This is a genomic window from Mesorhizobium sp. M0276 (assembly GCF_040321755.1).
Classification (GTDB): domain Bacteria; phylum Pseudomonadota; class Alphaproteobacteria; order Rhizobiales; family Rhizobiaceae; genus Mesorhizobium.
On the sequence record NZ_JAMYSC010000051.1, the window covers coordinates 22,357 to 42,421 of the forward strand.

The 20,065-nt window shown below is 58.8% G+C and carries 11 protein-coding genes and 2 pseudogenes; 3 read left to right on the top strand and 10 right to left on the bottom strand.

Annotation, left to right across the window (positions count from 1 at the left end):
* Nucleotides 1-70 precede the first annotated feature (70 nt).
* Nucleotides 71-3,541 carry an AAA family ATPase gene (locus NKJ01_RS28980; RefSeq protein ID WP_352733348.1) on the bottom strand — a complete coding sequence of 1,157 codons (3,471 nt, stop codon included), beginning with the start codon at nucleotides 3,539-3,541 and terminating at the stop codon, nucleotides 71-73.
* Nucleotides 3,538-4,797: a metallophosphoesterase family protein gene (locus NKJ01_RS28985; protein ID WP_352733351.1), complete on the bottom strand. Its 1,260-nt coding sequence runs from the start codon at nucleotides 4,795-4,797 to the stop codon at nucleotides 3,538-3,540. Before NKJ01_RS28985 ends, NKJ01_RS28980 begins: the two co-directional genes overlap by 4 nt.
* 449 nt (nucleotides 4,798-5,246) lie before the next feature.
* Here NKJ01_RS28985 and NKJ01_RS28990 point away from each other — a divergent pair, with 449 nt between their 5' ends.
* From NKJ01_RS28990 to NKJ01_RS29000, 3 genes are all read left to right on the top strand, one after another.
* Nucleotides 5,247-8,072 carry a TrlF family AAA-like ATPase gene (locus tag NKJ01_RS28990; protein ID WP_352733354.1) on the top strand — a complete coding sequence of 942 codons (2,826 nt, stop codon included), beginning with the start codon at nucleotides 5,247-5,249 and terminating at the stop codon, nucleotides 8,070-8,072.
* A 184-nt stretch (nucleotides 8,073-8,256) separates the two neighbouring features.
* Complete coding sequence (locus NKJ01_RS28995; RefSeq protein WP_352733357.1) at nucleotides 8,257-9,867, top strand: AAA family ATPase; 1,611 nt, start codon at nucleotides 8,257-8,259, stop codon at nucleotides 9,865-9,867.
* Between the two features lies 1 nt (nucleotide 9,868).
* Nucleotides 9,869-10,708 (top strand): HNH endonuclease, encoded by an 840-nt coding sequence (locus tag NKJ01_RS29000; RefSeq protein ID WP_352733360.1) that lies wholly within the window; start codon nucleotides 9,869-9,871, stop codon nucleotides 10,706-10,708.
* 138 nt (nucleotides 10,709-10,846) lie between these two features.
* On the opposite strand, the pseudogene NKJ01_RS29005 reads toward NKJ01_RS29000, so the two are convergent.
* From NKJ01_RS29005 to NKJ01_RS29040, 8 genes and pseudogenes are all read right to left on the bottom strand, one after another.
* Nucleotides 10,847-10,966: pseudogene (locus tag NKJ01_RS29005) on the bottom strand (nucleotidyltransferase); the annotation flags it as partial.
* A gap of 108 nt (nucleotides 10,967-11,074) precedes the next feature.
* Complete coding sequence (locus tag NKJ01_RS29010; protein WP_352733362.1) at nucleotides 11,075-13,321, bottom strand: DEAD/DEAH box helicase; 2,247 nt, start codon at nucleotides 13,319-13,321, stop codon at nucleotides 11,075-11,077.
* Nucleotides 13,302-14,624, bottom strand: a complete 1,323-nt coding sequence (locus NKJ01_RS29015; protein ID WP_352733365.1) for an ATP-binding protein — start codon at nucleotides 14,622-14,624, stop codon at nucleotides 13,302-13,304. Before NKJ01_RS29015 ends, NKJ01_RS29010 begins: the two co-directional genes overlap by 20 nt.
* The gene (locus NKJ01_RS29020; protein ID WP_352733376.1) at nucleotides 14,621-17,881 is read right to left on the bottom strand and encodes a TerB N-terminal domain-containing protein; all 3,261 of its coding nucleotides are present in this window, start codon (nucleotides 17,879-17,881) and stop codon (nucleotides 14,621-14,623) included. The genes NKJ01_RS29015 and NKJ01_RS29020 overlap by 4 nt, the downstream gene beginning before the upstream one ends.
* Nucleotides 17,882-18,007: 126 nt before the next feature.
* Nucleotides 18,008-18,247: pseudogene (locus NKJ01_RS29025) on the bottom strand (peptidoglycan-binding domain-containing protein); the annotation flags it as partial.
* A 173-nt stretch (nucleotides 18,248-18,420) separates the two neighbouring features.
* Nucleotides 18,421-18,966 (bottom strand): RES family NAD+ phosphorylase, encoded by a 546-nt coding sequence (locus NKJ01_RS29030; RefSeq protein ID WP_352733368.1) that lies wholly within the window; start codon nucleotides 18,964-18,966, stop codon nucleotides 18,421-18,423.
* Nucleotides 18,967-19,653, bottom strand: coding sequence for an XRE family transcriptional regulator (locus tag NKJ01_RS29035; protein WP_352733370.1), 687 nt, complete (start codon nucleotides 19,651-19,653; stop codon nucleotides 18,967-18,969). It abuts the gene before it with no gap.
* 92 nt (nucleotides 19,654-19,745) lie between these two features.
* Nucleotides 19,746-20,065 (bottom strand): helix-turn-helix domain-containing protein (locus tag NKJ01_RS29040; RefSeq protein WP_352733373.1); only part of this gene is annotated, 320 nt, incomplete at its 5' end.

Sequence of the window (20,065 nt, forward strand, 5' to 3'; positions counted from 1 at the left end):
TCCTCATCAAATGATTGATAGCGCAAAACGCCCTCATCGACGTAGAGCGGTTCGACACAATCACCCATTACTATCCAAGTTCGTGAATCGCTACGCTCGGCACAACAGCCTTGGCGATCTCACATAGGTGCTGGTGATGCGTAAGATAGATCACCTGACCGGCACTTGCCATTTCGCCAAACAACCTGAAGACCTCCTCGGAACGGACATGGTCGAAGGTTTCCATGATGTCGTCTGCGATAAAGGGTACGGAGGGCCGAAACTGCGCAAACTCGTAGTACCCCGCAAGCCTCAGGGCCAGATAGAGCTGAAAGCGCGCGCCCTTTGACAACGCATCGGCGACCTTGGATTGCCCATCGCGCTGCAACGCGATGAGCACTTCCCCACCCTTCACAGGTTGAGTTGTCAGGCCAGAGTACTGGCCGCGCGTCATAAGGGCGAACGCGTCTGATGCGCGCTCCATCATCCCGGAGCGGTGACGCTCGCGATAGAGACGCAGAGCATTTCCAGCCGACATTATTCCCAATTTGAGCTCGATATAGCGGACGGCCTTTTCCTCGATTTCCAGAAGGACGGTACGCCGTTCGGCATCTATGCGGGCAACAGCGCTGTCGCCGCCAATGGCGTCCAGCTTGTCGGTCGCACGCGTCTGCCGAATGAGCTGTTGCCGCAACGCCTCGTCAAGGTCGCGAAGCCGTTGCTCCGCTTCGGCCTTCTCGATTGCGAGACTGTCGAGATTGACGGCATCCAATATCGAACGCGCCTGCTCGAACCCTTCTACCGCGAGCTCGGACGACACCTGCTCCTGGAGTTCGGCCACGGCTGTGCGCAGGCGATCCCTGTCGCGCAGCAGTTCGTCGCGTTGCACGACTTCGGATAGCGTGGCCACGCCAAAGACGCTCAGGACCTCGTTCTTGCGCCGCTCATGTGCCGAAATCTCGGCATCGAGGATCTCACGCCCATCCTGCAGGCGCTGCAGGTCATTGACGAGGCTTACCTTGGCCTCGCGCGTGCGCTCGGCGCGCTCCAGGCGCTCGGCAAGCCGAATCGCCAGCTGTTCCGGTTCTTCGTCGTTGGTCGCCTCGCCTGCCTCGGCTGCAACGGCGGAAACCTCAACTAGGAAATTGTCCCTGTCGGCCTCCATCTTCTCAATACGCAGTTGCATGGCGTCCCGGTCTTGAAGACCTTTGGACAGTTCAGCCAATTGATCGAGGACGCCGCCGACGCCGGGCGCCGAGATGCCGCTCTCGAGCCAGGTCCCCTTGAGCGCTTCGGCAACGCCGGTTAGCCATTCCTCCTCTCGCCGCTCAGCGACTTCGATGGCTCGGCGTCTGGCGGCCAAGTCATCTTGCCTTGCGCTAACGGTCTTGAGCGCCTCGGTGCGCTCAGCGTCCACTTTGAATTGCCTCTCAAGGAACAGCTCTGCCACGGCCATGACCGTTTCCAGGCTGTCACCAAGATCTGAACCGACGCCTACGCTCGCCAGCGCACCGCTCAGCTCCAGGCGTATTCGCCCTTCCTCACCAACCGAGCGCTTGGTCTTCTTGCGGGAAAGCTCGATCTCCTCACATGCCGCGAGCGCATCGATCCGGGCAGCAATGCGATCCTCGATCATTTCGATCAGCTGTTCGGGGGATGTTTCCTCGCACGGTCCGAGCAAGTCTCTTGCCGCTGCGCGAATTTCCAAGAACACTGCCTCCAGATCCGAGCCGATGCGTGCAAGTTGATCGCGCGCATGCGCGATGTTGGCCGCGGCTTCAGCGAGGTTGCGGTTTGTGCTGCGAATCTCAACGAGCTCCCGGGCGTTAGCCAGACGGCCTGCCGCGACGCTGTCGTCTCGGGCCAGTGCTGCCGCGAAATCATCCGCAGTTTCGCCAGTCAGGTCATCGCGATGCCTTGCCCAAGCCTCGTCCCGGGCGCGCCGAATGGCGCCCGCCACATCATCGTCGGTGACATCGACCGAGGCACGAAGGGCATCCAGCCGCGCCGAAAGCAAATCGTGATTGCCTTGGTGCTCGGCAAGACGTTCGGAAAGTACGCCCCTGCTCTTACCGAGCTCTGAGGCCAGCGCCTTCCATGCGCCAAGCCGCCCAGCATTCGGAATAGCTATCCTGGCCAATGCCTGCGCATCTCCCGACCAGGGATGCAAGCGCGCGCTAGCGGCCTCCCATCGAATTGCACCTGCATCTGCGGCCTCGCGTGCCGCCTTGGTCTCCCTCATGTGCCCGCTGGCCCTTGCCGTAGACAAAGCCGAAACCAGCCTCGCCCTGGCAGGCTCGGGCACGGCCCGTTCTTCGCCGACCCGCTCGCGTGCCGCCTGGAGCGCATCAGCAGCGGCCGCAGCCTCCTCGCGCGCGACGTGCACGCTGGTAACGATCCCGGATCGCTGCTCGACCATGGTGCGCACCGCGCCAATGGTTGCAGCAGGCAAGAGCAGGTTGGCAGGGTCTGGCGCGGAGGACCTGCCAAGAGCGGCAAGGCAGGTCGCCACGGCATTGTCGAGGATTTGCAGCTCCGTCCTGCGACTTGGCAGGTCGAGGCCGGCCGAGACGTGGCGCACCTTTCGGTCGGCCAAGCCGCGAACCCGTTCGGAAATCGCAAGTATCACCGCGTCCACGTCGACCGAGGCGATTTTCGTCGTCACCCGTTCGAGCTCTTCCACACTCGCGGAAAGCCGCGTTCTCAGACTGGCATCGGTCTCGATCATGTCGGCGACGCTGCCCGTCCAGGTCCGTGACGGGGAAGCGATTTCAGGCAACTCGGCTAGTTGGGCTTCCTTACGTCGGATATCGGCAAGGATCGGGATCGCGCGAAGATATTTGGCGATGGTATCGAGCCGAGCCGACAGCACCGACCGTTCGGCGATGCTGCGGTCGTATTTTTCTGTCGCGTTCAGGCGCTCTGTCTCGAGAGTTTCGAACGTCGACGCCAAGGTGTCGATCGCCTCCTTCCCGGACTTCAGTTCCGCAAGCCGCTTCTTGAGCAGTGCAAGCTCGGTTCCGTGTGCCTGCTTGCGATAGAGCCTGTCTGCTTCGGCCTCGAGCACGCTCAGTGTATCGCTTGCGTACCCGAGGCCGGCGCTGGCCGTGAACAGCAGCTTGCCCAAGTCGCCGCGCGATTCCAGGATTGATTTTCCACCTGCTTCCAGCGTTTCGTCGTCCAACGAGAACATGGTCTCGTATGCATCGCGAGATAGCCCGGCGAGATGTGCTGATATCGCCATTTCGCTGACTGGTTGGCCATTTGCGTTCAACAATGAGTTGGTGCGCTGTTTCGTGCGTGTGAACGTGTGCTCCGCGCCGCCGAGTTCGAGCACCCCGCCGATCCGCATCGCGCTGTACTCGTGCAGGAAATTGTAGCGGCTGCGTTCCTCGATGCCAAACAGCAGGTCGAGATAGCCGGAAAGCGCGGTCGACTTGCCGGCCTCGTTCAGGCCGAAGACGATATGCAGGTCGGGACCGGATTCCGGTTTCGGCCCGAAGTTGATCGCTCTGTCGGTGAACTTGCCATAACGGATGAGATCAAGTCGCCGGAGCCTCATTGTGATCCACCGGCCTTGAGGCGGGCGGTGACCAGGTCGGCGCCGTTGGCAAGCACCCTGTCGAGGAACAACTCCAGCTCAGCCTCGTCCTTACCCGCGAAATCGCGCCCGTCAGGCGGAAGATCCGCGATCATCTTCTGTACCAACGCCCTCGCCTCGGCACGGAAAGCTTCCGAGCTGGCATCGGCACGCATGGATTGAGCGAGTTCGAAAATCGGATCAGCGACGCCCTCAGATGTTTCGGCTGCGGGTGGCGAGACGTTAAGTTCGAGCTTCTCCACCCAGGTTTCGCCTACCTGTTCCGAGACCTGCTCAGCTTCCGCGAGCAGCAGATCCCGGTCGCGGATCAGTGCCCACGACGAAGGCGACATGCCGGTCAGACCGAGGCGTACCACGGCATGGCGGGATCTGACGGAGGCCCGGATAGCTTCCAGCGCGGATCGGACACGCCCGACGACTTCGGACCATTCCACCGTTTCGGTCAGGTCGACGCTAACCCGCTCGAATTGCGCGATACTGGTCAGCCTTTCCTCGATCTCGATGGTGCGGTCGTCTCGTATCGTTACCAGGGTGACGGATTTCTCTCCGGCCTCGTTGATGTCCCTGCCCTGCGGAATTCCTGGCATCACCACTGTGCTCGCCCCAGGATGGACTTGGCGGACATGGATGTGCCCGAGCGCCCAGTACTCGAAGCCATGACTGTGCAGGTCGGCGACGTTGCAGGGCGCGTAGACGTCGTGGCCGGGCGATCCGGCCAGGCTCGTATGCATGATGCCGACATTGACCGCGCCTTCACGCGGAGCTGAATACTTGGGAAGCAGACTGTCCGGCGCCTTTGGGCTCGCGAAGCTCAAGCCGTGGAACATGACGTCAAGCCCGCCGGCTGTCTGCAGCGCTGACTGGGGACGGCCGCCGAAGATCGTGACCGTGTCCGGGAACACGAGCTGTTTCGATATCCGCGACATTGCGTCATGATTGCCACGGATCTTGAAAACCCTGATGCCGGCCTGATGAAGTCGTGTCATCTGTGACGCCAGAAACCGCGCCGTTTTCATCGACGTCTGGTCGCCATCATAGAGATCGCCGGCAATGACCAGGGCATCGACACGTTCCGCAAGGCAGAGGTCAACTATGGAGATGAATGCCTGACGGCTGGCGTCTCCGACAAGTTCGGCAAGGTCGGGGTTTCGCATCGCCAGCGAACGCAGTGGCGAGTCGAGATGAATATCGGCCGTGTGTACGAATCGAAATGCCATCGAGCGGTCTCCGCCCACGAACATATCGATGTTCGATCGCCGCCCGATAGAAGAATTTCACGACACGCGGTGTTGGGTGTCCAGACCCAGGTTACTGTCAATGGGCCCTGCCGCCGCTATCGTGTTAGAGGGTGCGGTGGTCAAAGTTCGACCCGCTATCCCGGCAACAGCCAGCGGAGTACAGCGGCGAGCGTTTCCTATCGACACCATTCTGGCTCAGCCAAAGTCAAGACGTCCTCTTCGTCCTTCCCGTCGACCAGGAGGAGCGCGACGAATAAACTATCTCAAACCCTCTCTTTTTAGGGGGATTATTTTGTAGAGGGCTAGTAAATTCGGCTCCTTTAGTTGAAAGAGCCATATAGGCGAATACTGTCGGGGCAATCTGCCTGCGCTTGTTTGATCTAACGGCAATATGTCCCGGCGCTGGTACGCTTGGCTAGGGAGGGAATATGAGCTTTGCCTCATGGAGAAAGTGTGATTTTCAAATTCATACGCCCCGCGATCCGGCTTGGGTCGGGGTAAGGACCGTTGGGTTAGGCGAAACCACAAAGGGGGGAACTGGCGCCCCAGCAACGGCGCAGGACGTGGATGTAGCGCGCAAACAGTGGGCGAATGAATTTCTGGATCAATGCTTCGCTGTAGCTTTGAACGCCATCGCCCTCACCGATCACCATGAGATGGTGTTTGTCCCTTACGTTCAGCAAGCAATCGCGGAACGAAAGGCGGCCGATGCCCAATTTGACTTCTGGCTTTTTCCAGGAATGGAACTCACAGCGGCTGGTGGGAAGCAATGCCTGATCATCTTTGACGCCGACATTTCGGAGGATTGGCGCAGACAGGCACAGGGGAAGCTTGGCATCGTCTATGCCGATCTTGAAGAAAAGCACGCCAAAGGGCCAAAGGTCACCCAACTCGCCTCCCACTACGCCGACATCGGCTCCGAGTTGGATAAACTCGAAGGGCTTCGCGGCAAGTACATCGTTCTACCGAATGTCTCCCAAGGCAACAGCCACACAGTCTTGACCGACGGGGGCCACGCGGATTTCCGTCGTATGCCTTATGTCGGCGGCTATCTTGATCAAGGCCAAACGCACTCCACGCTGGGGAGCAAAAACCAAAAACGGCTTTCCGGTCTCGACAAGACTTGGTGCACGCGGGAGATTTTCCCGCTTCCAACGTCGGACAGCCGATCGGCCGATTTTTCGATGGTTGGGTCAAACAGTACCTGGATAAAGCTCGCAGCTCCGACAGCGGAGGCAATCCGCCAAGCATTCCTTGGTCACAAATCCCGTATCACCATCAAGCCACCCCAACTCCCTTCCCTCGTGGTGTCTGAGATCGAGATCGACGGCTCCGCAATTTTGGAGAAAACTAAATTCCCTTTCAGCCCCGAGTTCAACTCCGTCATTGGCGGACGGGGGAGCGGGAAGAGCTCATTCCTTGAATATGTGTCCTTTGGCTTAGGCCGCAGCTGCTATGATGTGGAGCGCGACCATTATTCGGGAACACAACGCATGCGTGATCTGATCAACGACACGCTCATTGCAAAGGGTGCACGGGTCAAGCTAACTGTCACACAGGACAATGCGGCTTTTGAGATTGTTAGAGGCCCTGCCACCGCCTTTCAGCCGACGATTACCTATCCCAACGGCTCGAAGCAGACAGCAACGGTCAAAGAGCTCCGGGCATTATTCCCTGCCGTAGTGTATAGCCAAGGCGAGCTCGCAGAGATTGGAAAGCAGGCAGGCAAAAAAACCCAGCTTTCGGACTTACTCCAGTTTGTAAATCCGGATTACAAGCGCGAAGACGACCGCCTGACCCTCGACATTGAAGCTGCCAAGGTCACGGTCAAGGGCGGCGTACAAAGCCTCGCTGCGCACTGGATATTGCAATCTCAACTGCGCAAGCTCACCACGACCAAGGCGTCGCTCACTCAGCGCGTCGAAGCACTTGAAAAGACGCTTCCGGCCCTGTCAGAAGAAGATCAGTCCATTGTCGCGTATTTCGATAAGGCGAATGACTTTGAATCGAAGCGGCTCCAGGCGTCAAAACATGCGGACCAGATAGTCGAAGAGCTGGACAAATCGATTACGGAGCTCGTTAACGAACGCGATCTAGCGACCGATTTGGCAGATGACTCGGCGGCAATCCGCAAAGGCTATGGCGAATTGTTTTCAACGTTCAGCGCCGGCATAAAACAGTTCAAATCCGATATGAGAGCCAAGCGCTCAACATTGGCCGCTGCTGAAACCGAATGGGCGGCAAATTTTAAGGTGGCAAGGACAGCAAGAGACGAGGTTCTCGAAAAGCTGGGCGCACACAGGACCGCTACAAGCCAGATCATCAAGCTTCGCGAAGAGATCACCGACCTGACCAACCAGATCGGCGATTTGGACGCGAAAATCAAGGCCAATGCAGACCCGGCCGCCGGCTTGGATGAAAAGCTCGTTGCCCTCAGAGCACTAAATGATCGTCGTACGGAACGGACGCAGGAGTGGGCGAAAGAAATCGAGCGTCTGTCGAACGGGAAAATCAAAGCGATCGTAGATGCGGCGGGCGACGTTTCGGAGATCAAAGACGCAGTCGATCTTCTCGCCAATAAAACCGGATCACAAGAGGCAACCCGTCTCAAAGAATTGGATGATGCGGTTGCCAAAGACACGCCCATAGCGTTCCTCGATAAAATGCGCGCCGATAGCCTTTCGCTGTTGTATTGGCGTCAGATAGGCGCTGCTAGCGGTGAGAAGCAGCCAGATAGTGCAGTCTTGTTCGCAGTGCTTGGTGACACAGATCGCATTCGCGCGGCCTTGAGCGAAAAACTGGACACGACACGGGTAGAAACAGTTGCGGCCGCACTTCCGAAGCCCATGATTACCCTTTCCTATTCAGATGGCGCTAAGGAAATTGCCTTCGAAAAGGCTTCGGAGGGCCAGCGTGCGGCGGCGTTGCTCTTTATGCTTCTCGAGCAACCTGGGGGGCCGTTGATCATAGACCAGCCCGAAGGCGATCTCGATAATCGCATCATTGCTGAGCTTACTGACAAGCTGCACACTGCAAAGCAAAACCGGCAGCTCATTTTTGCCAGTCACAATGCAAACATTGTCGTCAATGGATCGTCAGAGTTGGTTGGCCATCTTGACGTAAAAGATACAGGCGAACGCCAGTTTGAATGCGCGGGTGCAATCGATACGCCATCGATTTGCAAGGTCATTACCTCCACCATGGAGGGCGGTGAGAAGGCATTTAAAGACCGCCAAAACAAATACGGGTACTGATTTCGAGGCCGCCGTTCAGGTGTATCTGGTGTAATCTGAACTCACCTGTTTCCCATCGGCGACATACTTCACTCGGCTCCATCACCTTCGTTGCTGAGCAAGAGGGCGACGCAGAAGCAAACTGATAGAAAAGTGCCTCAGCTATTGCGAGGAAGATGGCCCTCGCCCCGGAGCTTTCCTGACCATGACCGACTTTACAGTTTTTCCTCCTTCACGTGGTGATCCTCCGTCCTTCACAGGAGTGGCATTGCTGCAGGACCGGTGGAACGACTACAGTTTTATGACTCAGTACCACCTTGTGGTTTCGGTGCCGGAGTTCAGCGGCCTGATTGGAGCAGTGAAGATATTACGCCGCAGTCAGACCGAAACTGACGATCTGCAACTTCCAACTGGGCCTCTCTCGCCACTCGGTGACGACTTCGTTTCGCTCGGACAAGAGCTTGACTACTACGAAAGACTGGCCGGGTTGCCCGAGACGCTTCGCCAGGAGATACTGGCCTTTCTCCGCGATGCGCTAGCATTCCCGCAGCACGCTGAGACGTTCGCTACGGACAAAGGATGGAGTACCTCCATCCTGCGATATGTTGACTGGGACAGCTTCCGCCGTGACGCTGCGGTTCTGCTGAACCGCGACTACGATCGCGTCGCGCGCCTTGGCCTAGAGGTTTCCTTCCACGTTGAGGGTTGGGTCGATCCGCTTCGGATCGATTTCAAAGCGCCCGGTGGTCATTTGTTTTGGGACACGAGCGTGCTGCCCGAGAGAGTTGCGGTACTGATAGGTCGTAATGGTTCGGGCAAGAGCACACTGCTTTCGCGGCTTGCGCGCGTGCTCCACGCCTCCCAGCGCGAACGCGCGAGCGAGCCGCTGAAAGCACTCGGTGCGATCTCACCTCTCGGGATCGGCTTCACGCGAATAGTCAACGTTGCCTATAGTGCGTTCGATGCGTTTCAGCTCCCCGGGGTCGATTATCGTGAGCGGAAACAGATTGTCGACGACCTGGAGCGTGGCGTCGGCCGCTATCACTATTGTGGCCTTCGCGACATTGCATCGGAAGTTCGTCAAGCGGAAGGCATAGGTGACATCGATGGCACGCCCATCCAACCGCAGGACCTTGATCGGCAAGAACGTATTATTCTCAAGACGAGTGAGCAGCTGTCTAACGAGTTCGGAGCCATTGTTCTTCGCATCAAGGAGAGCGGCCGGCAAAACCTCTTCAACGAAGTCTGTCGCGTTCTGGCTTCAGACTCATCGTTCTTCGATCTCGGCTCCGATCCTGCTGCCTCAATTTTCGAGTATGCTGTTCCTTGGTTTCGTGTCTGGAGCACCGGCCATAAGATAGTTATGCATGCCGTTGCGTCGCTCGTCGCCTATACCGAGCCTAAGTCAATCGTCCTACTTGATGAACCCGAGAGCCATCTCCATCCACCGCTACTAGCAGCCCTCATGCATGCGGTACGCATCATTCTACGGCAGAACGATGCGTTCGCTGTTGTCGCAACACACTCACCTGTGGTGGTACAAGAAACGCTCGCTCGCCATATTGCGATCGTTCGGCGGTCGGGAGCGGAAATAAGGATATTCTCACCTCGCATAGAGACTTATGGCGAGAGTATCGGCGAGGTCACCAACGAAATCTTTGGCCTCAACGTCGACGCGACGGATTTCCATAGCGTGCTGTCTCAGCTTGTAGACACCGGGCTTTCCCTCGAAAGCATTGAAGGCCTGTTCGAGCGTGGGTTGAGCCTGCAGGCTAGGGCCTTTGTGATGACGAAGCTTGCGAGCAAAAGGACCTGAAATGTGGGTCATCACTCCCCAACAACTCGGCGATGTTGATGAAGCGCTAAATGCCGCCCTAACACTGACGAACGGTGCCGCAGTCTACGCGATGTCCCCTGCCGAGCGTGCAGCATTGCATGAGGTCTACCAACTATACGACGCGTGTCTCGGTCAACCACATTTGGACCTCACTCCGAACGTGCTCGATACCGCTCGTCCCCACATGCGTTCGGCATACGATCAGGTCCAAATTGGTGGGCGCCTGGCAGCGCTCCGTGAGCAACTCTTAGCGTCGACCGATCAGTGCCCCTATTGCGGTTTTGGGGAACCGCGCGACCTGGATCATTACTTACCTCGCAGCGTATATGGTGAGCTCGCGATATATCCTCGCAATCTGATTCCAAGCTGCAGTCCATGTAACAATGCAAAGAGAACGATAGTTCCTGGCTTGGGCCCAGCGCACGGCCCTGGATTAATACACGCGTATTTTCAAGCTTTGCCCGATATTGAGTTCCTAAAGGCGCAGATAACCTTCGAAGGTGGTGCTCTAGAAGTACGGTTTTGGATCGGTAGTCCTGATTTAGAGGCGGATCTCGCAGCTAAACTCGAATTTCAACTCGGTCGACTAAAGCTGAATGAGCGATTCCGCAGCCAGATTAATAAATTCCTCTCAGAGCAGCGTACCGCGATGCGCATGTTCAACGAGATCAGCCCCGAACTTTTCGCACAGTACCTTGGTCGCTGCGCAAATAGTCTATCCGGATCCTTTGGGCGGAACGATTGGCGGGTTGCACTGTTGCGCGCGCTATCCGAACATCCGGAATTCTGCACTGCGCCAGAGCTGTATATTGGAGTATGAGTTTCTCATTGTCGTACGACGCATCTGGCTAGGTTGCTACAACTCACCTGCAGCACTCTTCATCCGCTCCAGATGTTCCAGACAGATTTGTTCCTCAGACTTCTGAAGCTCCGCCGTCCGCTCGCCCAACCAGACAAGCTTCTTCCAGTCCGCACTGCTTTCCGCCAGCGCGTCCTCGAATTCGGCATGCAGGATTTCGACCACGCGGGCCAGTTCCTCCTGCTTGTGCTCCGGGAAATGCTCGATGCTGGTTTTCATCCTGGTCAAGTCTGATGAGCACAGATGGGAGTCGACGTGTCCGTTATAGCAGCCTTCGACATATACGAAAGGCTGCCATAGCCGAGGGCGAGCAACCGATTCCGCGGGTTATGCGACTTCATTCGTCGTATGGTTTCCCACTGCGTTGGCGGCGATTATGGGCAGGTCTTTGGCGCTGATTCTCTCAGCCATTGTGACCAATGTCATCAGGTGATCGCTCAGGAAATTGTCGAATTTTGCCAATGCCGGTTGGGCCAGTCGTGCAGCCAGGTCTTCTCCGTCTGGCGCCGGCGAACCGGCTATGTCCTGCAGAGTTTCCATGGCTTTCCCGGCCTCGCATTCCTGAAGCTCTATGGCATGGCCGAAATGCGATGCTTTGAACTCACGGGCCAGCAATGCCAGGGTTAGAGTCTGCAACTTCCTGGTTCCGACCCAGGGGAAAATCAGGACGCCTTCCCCATGCGCTATTATTGAACGGCGATCCAATTGGAGGTCCAGGAACGAACTGCGCGCTTCATCCAGCAGCCGGTTCGCGACAGGATCGAGATAGGGGTAGGCCTCGTCGGACGCGAGAACCGCGCGCATCGTTGCCACCACATGGTCGTGGATGGCCGCCCCCTTGCCGTTGAAGTGCGGCGGTTTTCCAGCCTGTGTAGGCTTGACCATGATAACCCGAGCGCGATCATCGATTTCGATGACTTGCCAGCGACGCCCGGCAAAAATGATCGTTTCGCCCCGTGCAACCGGAGAGCTCAGCGGATAGGTGCCGAGTGTGCGGGCATCGTGAATGATCCGGTACTCTCGTTCACTGGCGAATACTGCATAGAATTCATGCGATTCTGTAATGGTTTCCCCGGTGGATCCAATCATGAGCAAGCCTTCCGGAGACTGCTCAAGCAACTGGTTTTCAGGTGTGGCCATGCACCGGAGCAATTCGGCAAACAGCGTCCTGTCCACGGCTCGGAAGGGGCCGCGCTCGCATAACAGTTTCCAGGCGACCGTTGGGCTTGCGCCCCCGGTCTGTACTATCAGTGCCATCACTTGATGGACGAGCGTTGAAAGATGCAGGCCAGCTGGCAATGGCGGCTCACACCATCCCCCCCGCAGGCACTCAACCATCGCAATCGACTGAACCAGATCCAGCCTTAAGCGATCAATTGGGTGTCGCCCCTTACCAATGGGAGGCTCGATGACGAACATGCGCAGCGTTGCGGGCTTTCCGGCCCTGCGGCCGGATCGGCCAAGGCGCTGGCGAAGTGACGCCACCGAAAAACCCGGCCCGATCTGGGCGATTGTCTCCACCTCGCCAATGTCGATTCCGAGTTCCAGGGTGGTGGTCGCGACCGCCGTGGTCGGGCGCGGATCGTCTCGAAGCCGCGCTTCGACCTCCTCGCGCATGGCCCTTGCGAGATTGCCATGATGCGGGAAGAACTCATTTGGAAAGCTCGCTCCGTCGCACATCGAACGCAGCATGTCGGCATAGACCTCGACATTGGCGCGAGATCCGGCAAACAGCAGATTGCTCTGGCCGCGCAGCAGACGAAACAAGTCGGACGCAAGCGCCGCTGGGACCGTCGATTGTTCAAAAGGTTCGGCCGGCTTTCCCGGCGGATCGCTATCGTCTGCGGTAGCCGGAGCGGTGCCGTCCAGCAGGTAACCGCGGATCTGCAAACGGACCCCGTTTCCCTCGTCCTTGCCTTCCACGATCGTGACGCTAGCGCCCTTGCCGGGCCGCAGCGCCTCGGCAGCCAGGCTCATGTCGCCAAGTGTTGCCGACAGCCCAATTCGATCGATGCGGTCTCGCGCGGTCGCCACTTCGATCCTGTTCAGGATCGACTGCAGCTGCATGCCTCGCTCAGTGCCAATGAAGGCATGTAACTCATCGATGACCACCGCATCGAGGCGCGAAAACATCTGCGCAACCTCCCCGCCCCTGCGGACGAGCAACGCCTCAAGGGATTCCGGGGTGATCAGCACGACACCCGACGGTCGCTTTCGTGCACGGGTTTTGGCGTCCGCCGACACGTCGCCATGCCATTTGTGCAGGAGGACGCCACTCCCTTCGCACAGGCTTTCCAGCCGCCTGTGCTGATCGTTGATCAGCGCCTTCAGCGGGCTGACATAGAGGATAGCGAACCCATCGGCGCTTCCTGCGTGCTCGCCATATCGGGTCAACAACGGCAGGAAGGCGGCTTCAGTCTTGCCGGCGGCAGTACGCGCGGAGATCACGACATCGCCGCCCGCGAGAATGACCGGGATGGCTTTTTCCTGCACGTCCCGTAGCGACGGCCATTTCCGCTGCCAAATCCAGCGCCTGACGGGCTCGGAAAGCGTGTCAAAAGCGGAGGGTTGCAAGCTCGTCGTCCGCTCCCCCTTCGACGTCGTCGATGGGCTGGTCGCCTGCACCGCCTCGATCTTCCGCGACGTCCACTGCGCCGAGCATGTCTTTCCAATCCGTGCCAGGGTTTTGCTGGAGGATAGCGAGCAGATCGATGAAGGCTTTCACCGTGTTGCGCGGGGTCCGAAAATAGGCCTCGCCGATCCGGTTGGCGCAATGGTCCATGAATGCGTGGAGTGCCTCATCCGGAACCAGCCATTTTTCCTGATCGCCGGCCGCGAAGACGTCGCGCAACCGCTCTAGGAGATGGTAGAGTTCCTCCGGCGTCAGGTTCGGCAGGTTGACCACCGGACCGGAGTAATCGGCCAGGCCGTTGCCGGCAAAACTGTTTCCCGCAAGGCGGGACTGCAAGGCCTCGTAGGAGTAAAGGCCGCGTCGCGTGTCGAGCAGAAATTCCGGCGTGCCGCTCAGAATGAAGCCGATACCCTGCGTCGTACCCTGTAAGACATCGTTGAAGATGCGCAGGATCTGCTCGTAATTCTGTTTGCGGGCCTGGGCGCTCTGCAGCTTGTAGAGATTGACGAGTTCGTCGAGGCAGACCAACAGGCCGCCGAGGCCAGCCAGCCTTGTGAAGCGGGCGAGCAGTCTCAAGCCATCATAGAAGGACGCGTCATCGATGATGCTACGCACGCCCAGATCGCCTCGCGCCTCTGTCTTGGTCGTGTATTCGCCGCGTAACCAACGCAGCGCGGCGTCCTGCAAATTGCTATTCCCTTCCTCATAGCCCCGCGCATAGGCAACGATGACGGTTGCGAAGTCATAGCCACCGACCATCTCGCGAAGATCGCCAAGGCCTTCCTTGATGGCGATTTCAATAGTCGTCCCGCCTGAGGAAGCGCGTTCGGAGGCTTTCTGGATGTAGCCTTCCAGAATGTTTCTGAGCGCCCCTCCGTCCGGAGCGGTACGGGTCGCAAGGCTGGTGGCGAGCTCGGCATATAGCGTACGCGCCTGCCCGCCGGTGGCGTGGATGCGGCGATCCGGAGAAAGGTCGGCCTGGCAGACCGCAAGCTTGCGCTGAAGTGCGATCTGCCTGATGAGAAACAGGAAGAAGGTCTTGCCGGCACCATAGGCGCCTATGACGAGACGGATACTCGACCCGCCGTTGCCGATCCGCTCGATGTCCTGGATCAGCGCTTCAATCTCGCGCTGGCGCCCCACCTGAATATGCTGGAGACCGATGCGCGGCACGACACCAGCACGCAAGGCGCTGATAATGGTGTCTCGATCTCTCGGTTTGATTGGTGGAGGTTTTGTCGTCATACAGACATTCCTTCGACAGATACGGAAAGCGACGGAGATTGTGGAGTAGCCTCGGAAAACAGGCTGGCGTTGACGATGACAGGGTCCTCGCCGTCTAGGACCAGTTCGTCGAAGCGGTCGAGCGACCAATCGTTTAGTGCTTGCTTCGCGGCGCCCGGCATCAGATCGGCACCGCGCACCAAACGCTCAAAATCCGAAGCCGTCCAGTTTTCCTGCTCGATCAGTTGCGACAGAAGCCATGCATAGCGTCGCTCCAGTCCGTCGAAGCGCGTGTCCCCATTGGACTTCTCGATTTCCTCGATCGCGGGCTGAAGCTCGATCGGGGGCTCTGCTTCGTCCACGAAGATATCGGCAAGGACGCTGGACGTCGTCCGGGTTTCGCGCCGGATGGCTTCGAGACGTGAGATGTCGACACGCGTCGTAGGCGCCCTGGGAGGCGCCGGCGACACCGGAATGCTCGGCGGTTGGACCCCGGCGGGGATAACAAGGGGAAGATCGTCATTTCCGTCGCGCGGCCTAGTCTGCGGCGCGACACTGCCATGCAGTCGCGAATACAGCGAGTTTTCGTCCAGACCCATCTGCCGGAACAGCTTCTCGAGCTGCGACACTTCTCGCGCGTGAAGGGTTCCGTCTGCGGCTGCTACAGCCACCAATTCATCGGCGAGATCTTCGCGGCGGTCCGCTGGCACGTCCCCTATGCGTTTGGTCCAGTCAAGAACGCGGCCGGCATCGGCCGCGCATACCTTGAGCTCGGCTTTGAGGCGGACACGTTCGTCCCTCGACAGACCGGGCGCCTCGTCTATCTTCTCGAAAAGCCTGCGTTCCTCCAGGGGGTGGAGGAGACCGTCAGCGAACGCAATCACCATGCCGAGCATGATTGACAGTTGCATGGGGCGGTAGTGCTGGCCCGGTTCGGGATCGGCTTCAGCTTCGCGCTCCAGGGCAAAGACCATTGCCACTGCGTCTGGCTTTGCGGACTTCAGAGAAAAGCAAGGGTCGGCGGTGTTGCCATAGCCGAGCGCGGCCAGAATTCCCGACAGTTCCTTCTGCTTGCCCCGCGTGCCAATTTTGCCAGGCTCCATCCCGGCCAGTTGGGCGAGTTGCTGAAGGGATACCAGGGCACCATCGCTCACCAGTTTCCGGAGCCGGCTCAACGGCTGACCAGGAAGCTCTTCAGCATTCTTCACGCGCAAACCCAAAGGCAGCTGAGCCACGGCGGCAAGGGTAGGCCTTAGTCCTTCCGAACGGCCGAGCATGCGGCTGTAGTCGTCCAGCCGATCGGTGCAGTCATCAAAGATGCGGCGTGCGCCGCCTATCGGTTCGTTGCGGTTGGTGATGTCCGGCAGGTCGCCGCCAAGGGGGCGAATGTCGAGATCGAACGTCCCGCTGCACGCACGGTAGTTGACCTTCAGCTTTCGCACTCCGGCTGCCGCAACGCGCACACCATTGGGATATTTCTTCTCCACCGCTTCTGCGAACAGTTCTCGCAATACAGTCTGTGCCCGTCGCGCCGGCGTTCGCACCCGCGTCTCAGGATCGGCGATGACGTAAGCCAGCAAAAGATCTGGCTCTATCGCGTCTCCGCTGCGCACCCGCATGCCGAGGGCGACCTTCAGCATTATCGGGATGTCGTAGCTATTTTCCTCGACCTCCAGATCAAGCTTTTCCGGCAACTGAGCCGATTTGAGCTGGTAAGCCGAAAGCAGCTCACCGGCATAGCGCTTGAACGAACCATTCCCTCCGTACACCTGCAACAGCCTGCGAACCTCGGCAACGACACTATCGGCGTCGGCTGGGCTTTCCTCCAACATGAGGCGTCGTTCGAGACCGTAGAAATAGAGGAACACGTATCCGATATAGGCTTCGGGATCGGAGCGCGATCCAGCAAGCCAGTCCAGATAGGATTTTCGCGCCGCGGGCGAAATGCGGGAGTAAGACGGCCAGTAGCCCATCGTTTGACCCAACGGATCGCCGCGAGCGGCCACGGTCAACCTCGGATCGATCAGACAGTTCTCCGCGTCGACTGAACTTCCCTGTCTCGGCAGATGCTCACCTACATAAATCATGCCCCCGCGAATGTTATGGCTTCCGACCGTCGTTGCGGAATTAGCCGGAATCCAATGCGCCTGGCTCGCGGCGGGGCTCGCTCGCACTGGGGGTAGCCGGTCGAACCAGCGCGGCTGGTCCGACACGGCCGTGTTGGGAACAAGAATAGGGCCGCGCTGCGGAATGAAATCCGAAACCTGAGCATTATGCGATGCGAGCGATCCTTCTATTGTTGGCGCTGCGGGGGCGACCTTGGTGTCCTCAATGCTTTGCCAACCCGCTGCTGCGGGAGCGGCTGAAGGATTAGGCGCTGGTTCGGGCGGTCCAAAGGCTCCGCGTTGTCTGATGAAGTCGTGGACAGCTTTATTATGTGCTGCAACAGAAGTCGCGATATCTGATGGTAAGGTTTGTTTCTGTTCGACCGGTTGTCTTCTAACTGCAATATTGGCTGGAACGATCACATCGTTCCGAACCAAGAGGTGCCTGTTGCTTCTGGCCGCGTCGAGACTGCTATCAAGTTGGCTGCCCTTGCTTTCGTAACCCGACGGCTGCGTCTTATCCGTTGCGGCTGTAGGGGGAATGAGAACAGGACCGCGTTGTCGAATGGATTCCGTTGTCTGAGCATTGTGCGATGCGAGCGATCCCTCGTTTGTTGTCGTTACTGGAATGACCTTGGTGGTTTCAATGCTCTGCCAACCCGTTTTTGCGGGAACGGACGGCTGCCCGGCTGAAGGTTTGGCCCCTGATTTGGGCCGTCGGATCGCTCCTCTCTGACGGATGAAATCGTGGACGGCGGCGTTGTGTACCGCGAGAGAAGCCGCAATATCCGCCGGCAGGACCGGCTTTTGGTCGACTGGCTGCCTTCCAGCAGCATTGTTGGCTGGAACCATGCGAACGGTCGGGACATGGAGGCGATGCCTATTGGTTCTGGCCGACCGGTTCGGAGTGCGCTCAGGTTCGCTGCGCTTGCTTTCGGATGCCGTTGGAGCCGACTCCGCGGCTGGATTTCTTCGGCGTCTCCGCAGGAAGAAGAACGCGGCTGCGATCCCTAGCAGGCCCAAATAGATCAAACGCGGCGTTGGGGTGGTTGGCCGCTCTCTGACCTTGTTGGGCTCCGGCGCTAAACGATCGGATTTGGCTGAAGCCCCGTCGGTGTGCGCCGGCAAAGGCGGCGCCTGGCGGACATCGCCACCAGCTTTGCCGGCTTCCACGTTGCTTGTCTCTGGAGTTGTCTTCGTTGGAACATTAGGCTGCTCCAAAGTCGATGGGCGTGCATCCGTGGCTATGGGCGTCAAGGGGTGACGTGTCACCTGGAGCTGCGGAAAAAGCGCAGCTGACGTCGCTTCGTCCAAAATACCGGTCTGAGGGAGGTTGCTCGCTTTCTGGAAAGCCTTCAGCGCACTAACGGACCGACGTCCCCAGATTCCGTCTGCGGTCCCGAGATCGTACCCATGTTCAGCAAGGGCTTGTTGAACCTGCCGCGCAGAATATCGGGATTCCTGGGCAGTTGCGGTGTTTGCAACACTCAGCACTGTCGCCAAGGCGACAGCCACAGTCCAATGAAATGGCAACCTCATTCCCGTTTGCCCCGCCCTCCGGTTCTGAGCATAACTGGGATGAGTTCTTTTGAGAACTCACGCAGCTACATTTCCTCTTCCATCGGGAGCGGATGTTCAATAGCAGAAACTGCCGATGTCTTTTGGATTACACTTTTGCCCCTCGAGCTCGTCGCTGTACATCGCAAGCAAACTCACCCGACACAGCCATGTGATGGCCATCGGGGACGACTATGGCTGCAAGAATTCAAAGGCCCATGCGTAGCGCTTGGATAAATGATCCCGTCAGGCTCAGATGGGTGCTCGTGAAACGCCAGTGACCACCGGCGTGCCAGGTTCTGGCGCTGTGCCCGAACGACATCGGTCGGCACACCCATCCGAACGGCATTGTCGCCTCTGAGGTCGACCAGGCGTAAGTCTGTCGTGGTCGCGAGCTCCGCATAGCGCCGTCGGGTCAGCTCCACCTCCTCTATTGGAAGATCGTCAAGGATTCCTTCGCGGCGGTCGCGGAGCACGGTCTCTAGGAAGCACACCTTCAGGGAGTCACCGAGGTAAAGAACGCCAAACCGATTGGCGTCAACCCGGCGTCGAGGATCGCTGAATCGGCTCGGCGACTTCCCGTATCCCAACGGATCGGGATAGGTGCTCCAGTAGATCCGGCCGAACGTCCGACCCTGCGGTATGGTCTCGATTTCGAGCTTTGCGGCCGCGAAATCGGGTGGAGGTGGAACGCCGGGCATTCAGTCGAAATCGCCCCTGGCCATGCCTTCCGCTGCGGCCAACACCGCGGCATCGTCGCCTTGCTGAAGGGCTCGAAGGCCCGTCCGCCCATCGAGGACGCCGTGGCGCGAAACCAGAAACCGATAGACCGCCCAGGCACTGTTGCCCAACATGGCATGCAGCGCCGGCAATGCGCCGAAGGGACGACCGTCCTTGTCGAGTTGCCAGATAGGAAAGCGGAAGCCGCGTTTGGCGCCATCGATCCCGAGCACCTGTCCGGTTTGCCGCCTGGCGTTGACCGTCACCCGCGACATGCCAAGCAGCTTGGCAAAGGCATCCGCGCTCAGCATGTCCTCGCCGGCGACAATTTCGGCGACCCGCTTGCGGCCACGCGCGCGCGCTTCGGCAAGCGCCGCCTCGAGTTCGGCATCCGGCTTGCCCGTGTCCTCGACGGGAAAAGTATCGTCTGAAGCGATCGGTTGTTCCTCGACCGGCGTGATCGTCTGCGCACCAGCCGTTGGATCGACCTCTACCCGGAACGATACGCGATGGCCGATCTTGCGGCTGCGTGCGATCGCTTCCTGATAGCGTTCGAGCAACACCTTCTTGAAGGCTGCCTGTGCCGGCAGCTTCGCGGTGAAACTCAAGGCGGCGACTGCCGAATGGGATCCGGTCCCGCTATGATTGCTGCGTTTTGGAGCGGCCATGGTGACAACCTCCTGCTGTCACCAATATGGTTGCTGATCGCAAGTTCGTCAAGTTCGATAATTTCGTAAAGTTGGTAGCAAATGGCTGCGGACTAAACAATTCCCCATGCCCGAAACCTTCCCCTGCCCGTCATCTCGCGCAGGCCAAGTTCGCCGACCAGATTGAGCGCCCCCTGTTTTGTCACCTTTAGCCGCTCCTGGATCATGCCGGTCGAGACCAGCGGCCGCGACAGTACCAGCTCGACCAAGTCGGGCAGTTTCGAGCTGGCGCGGCGTTCGCGCAGCCGTCGCTCCATCTGGCTTTTTGCCAGCACCAGACGGTCATGCTCCTTCAGGCCAGCCACTGCTGCGTCGTGAATGGCATCGAGCAAGGCGAGCAGCCGATCGCCGCGATTGCGCGCCCGCCTCCGCT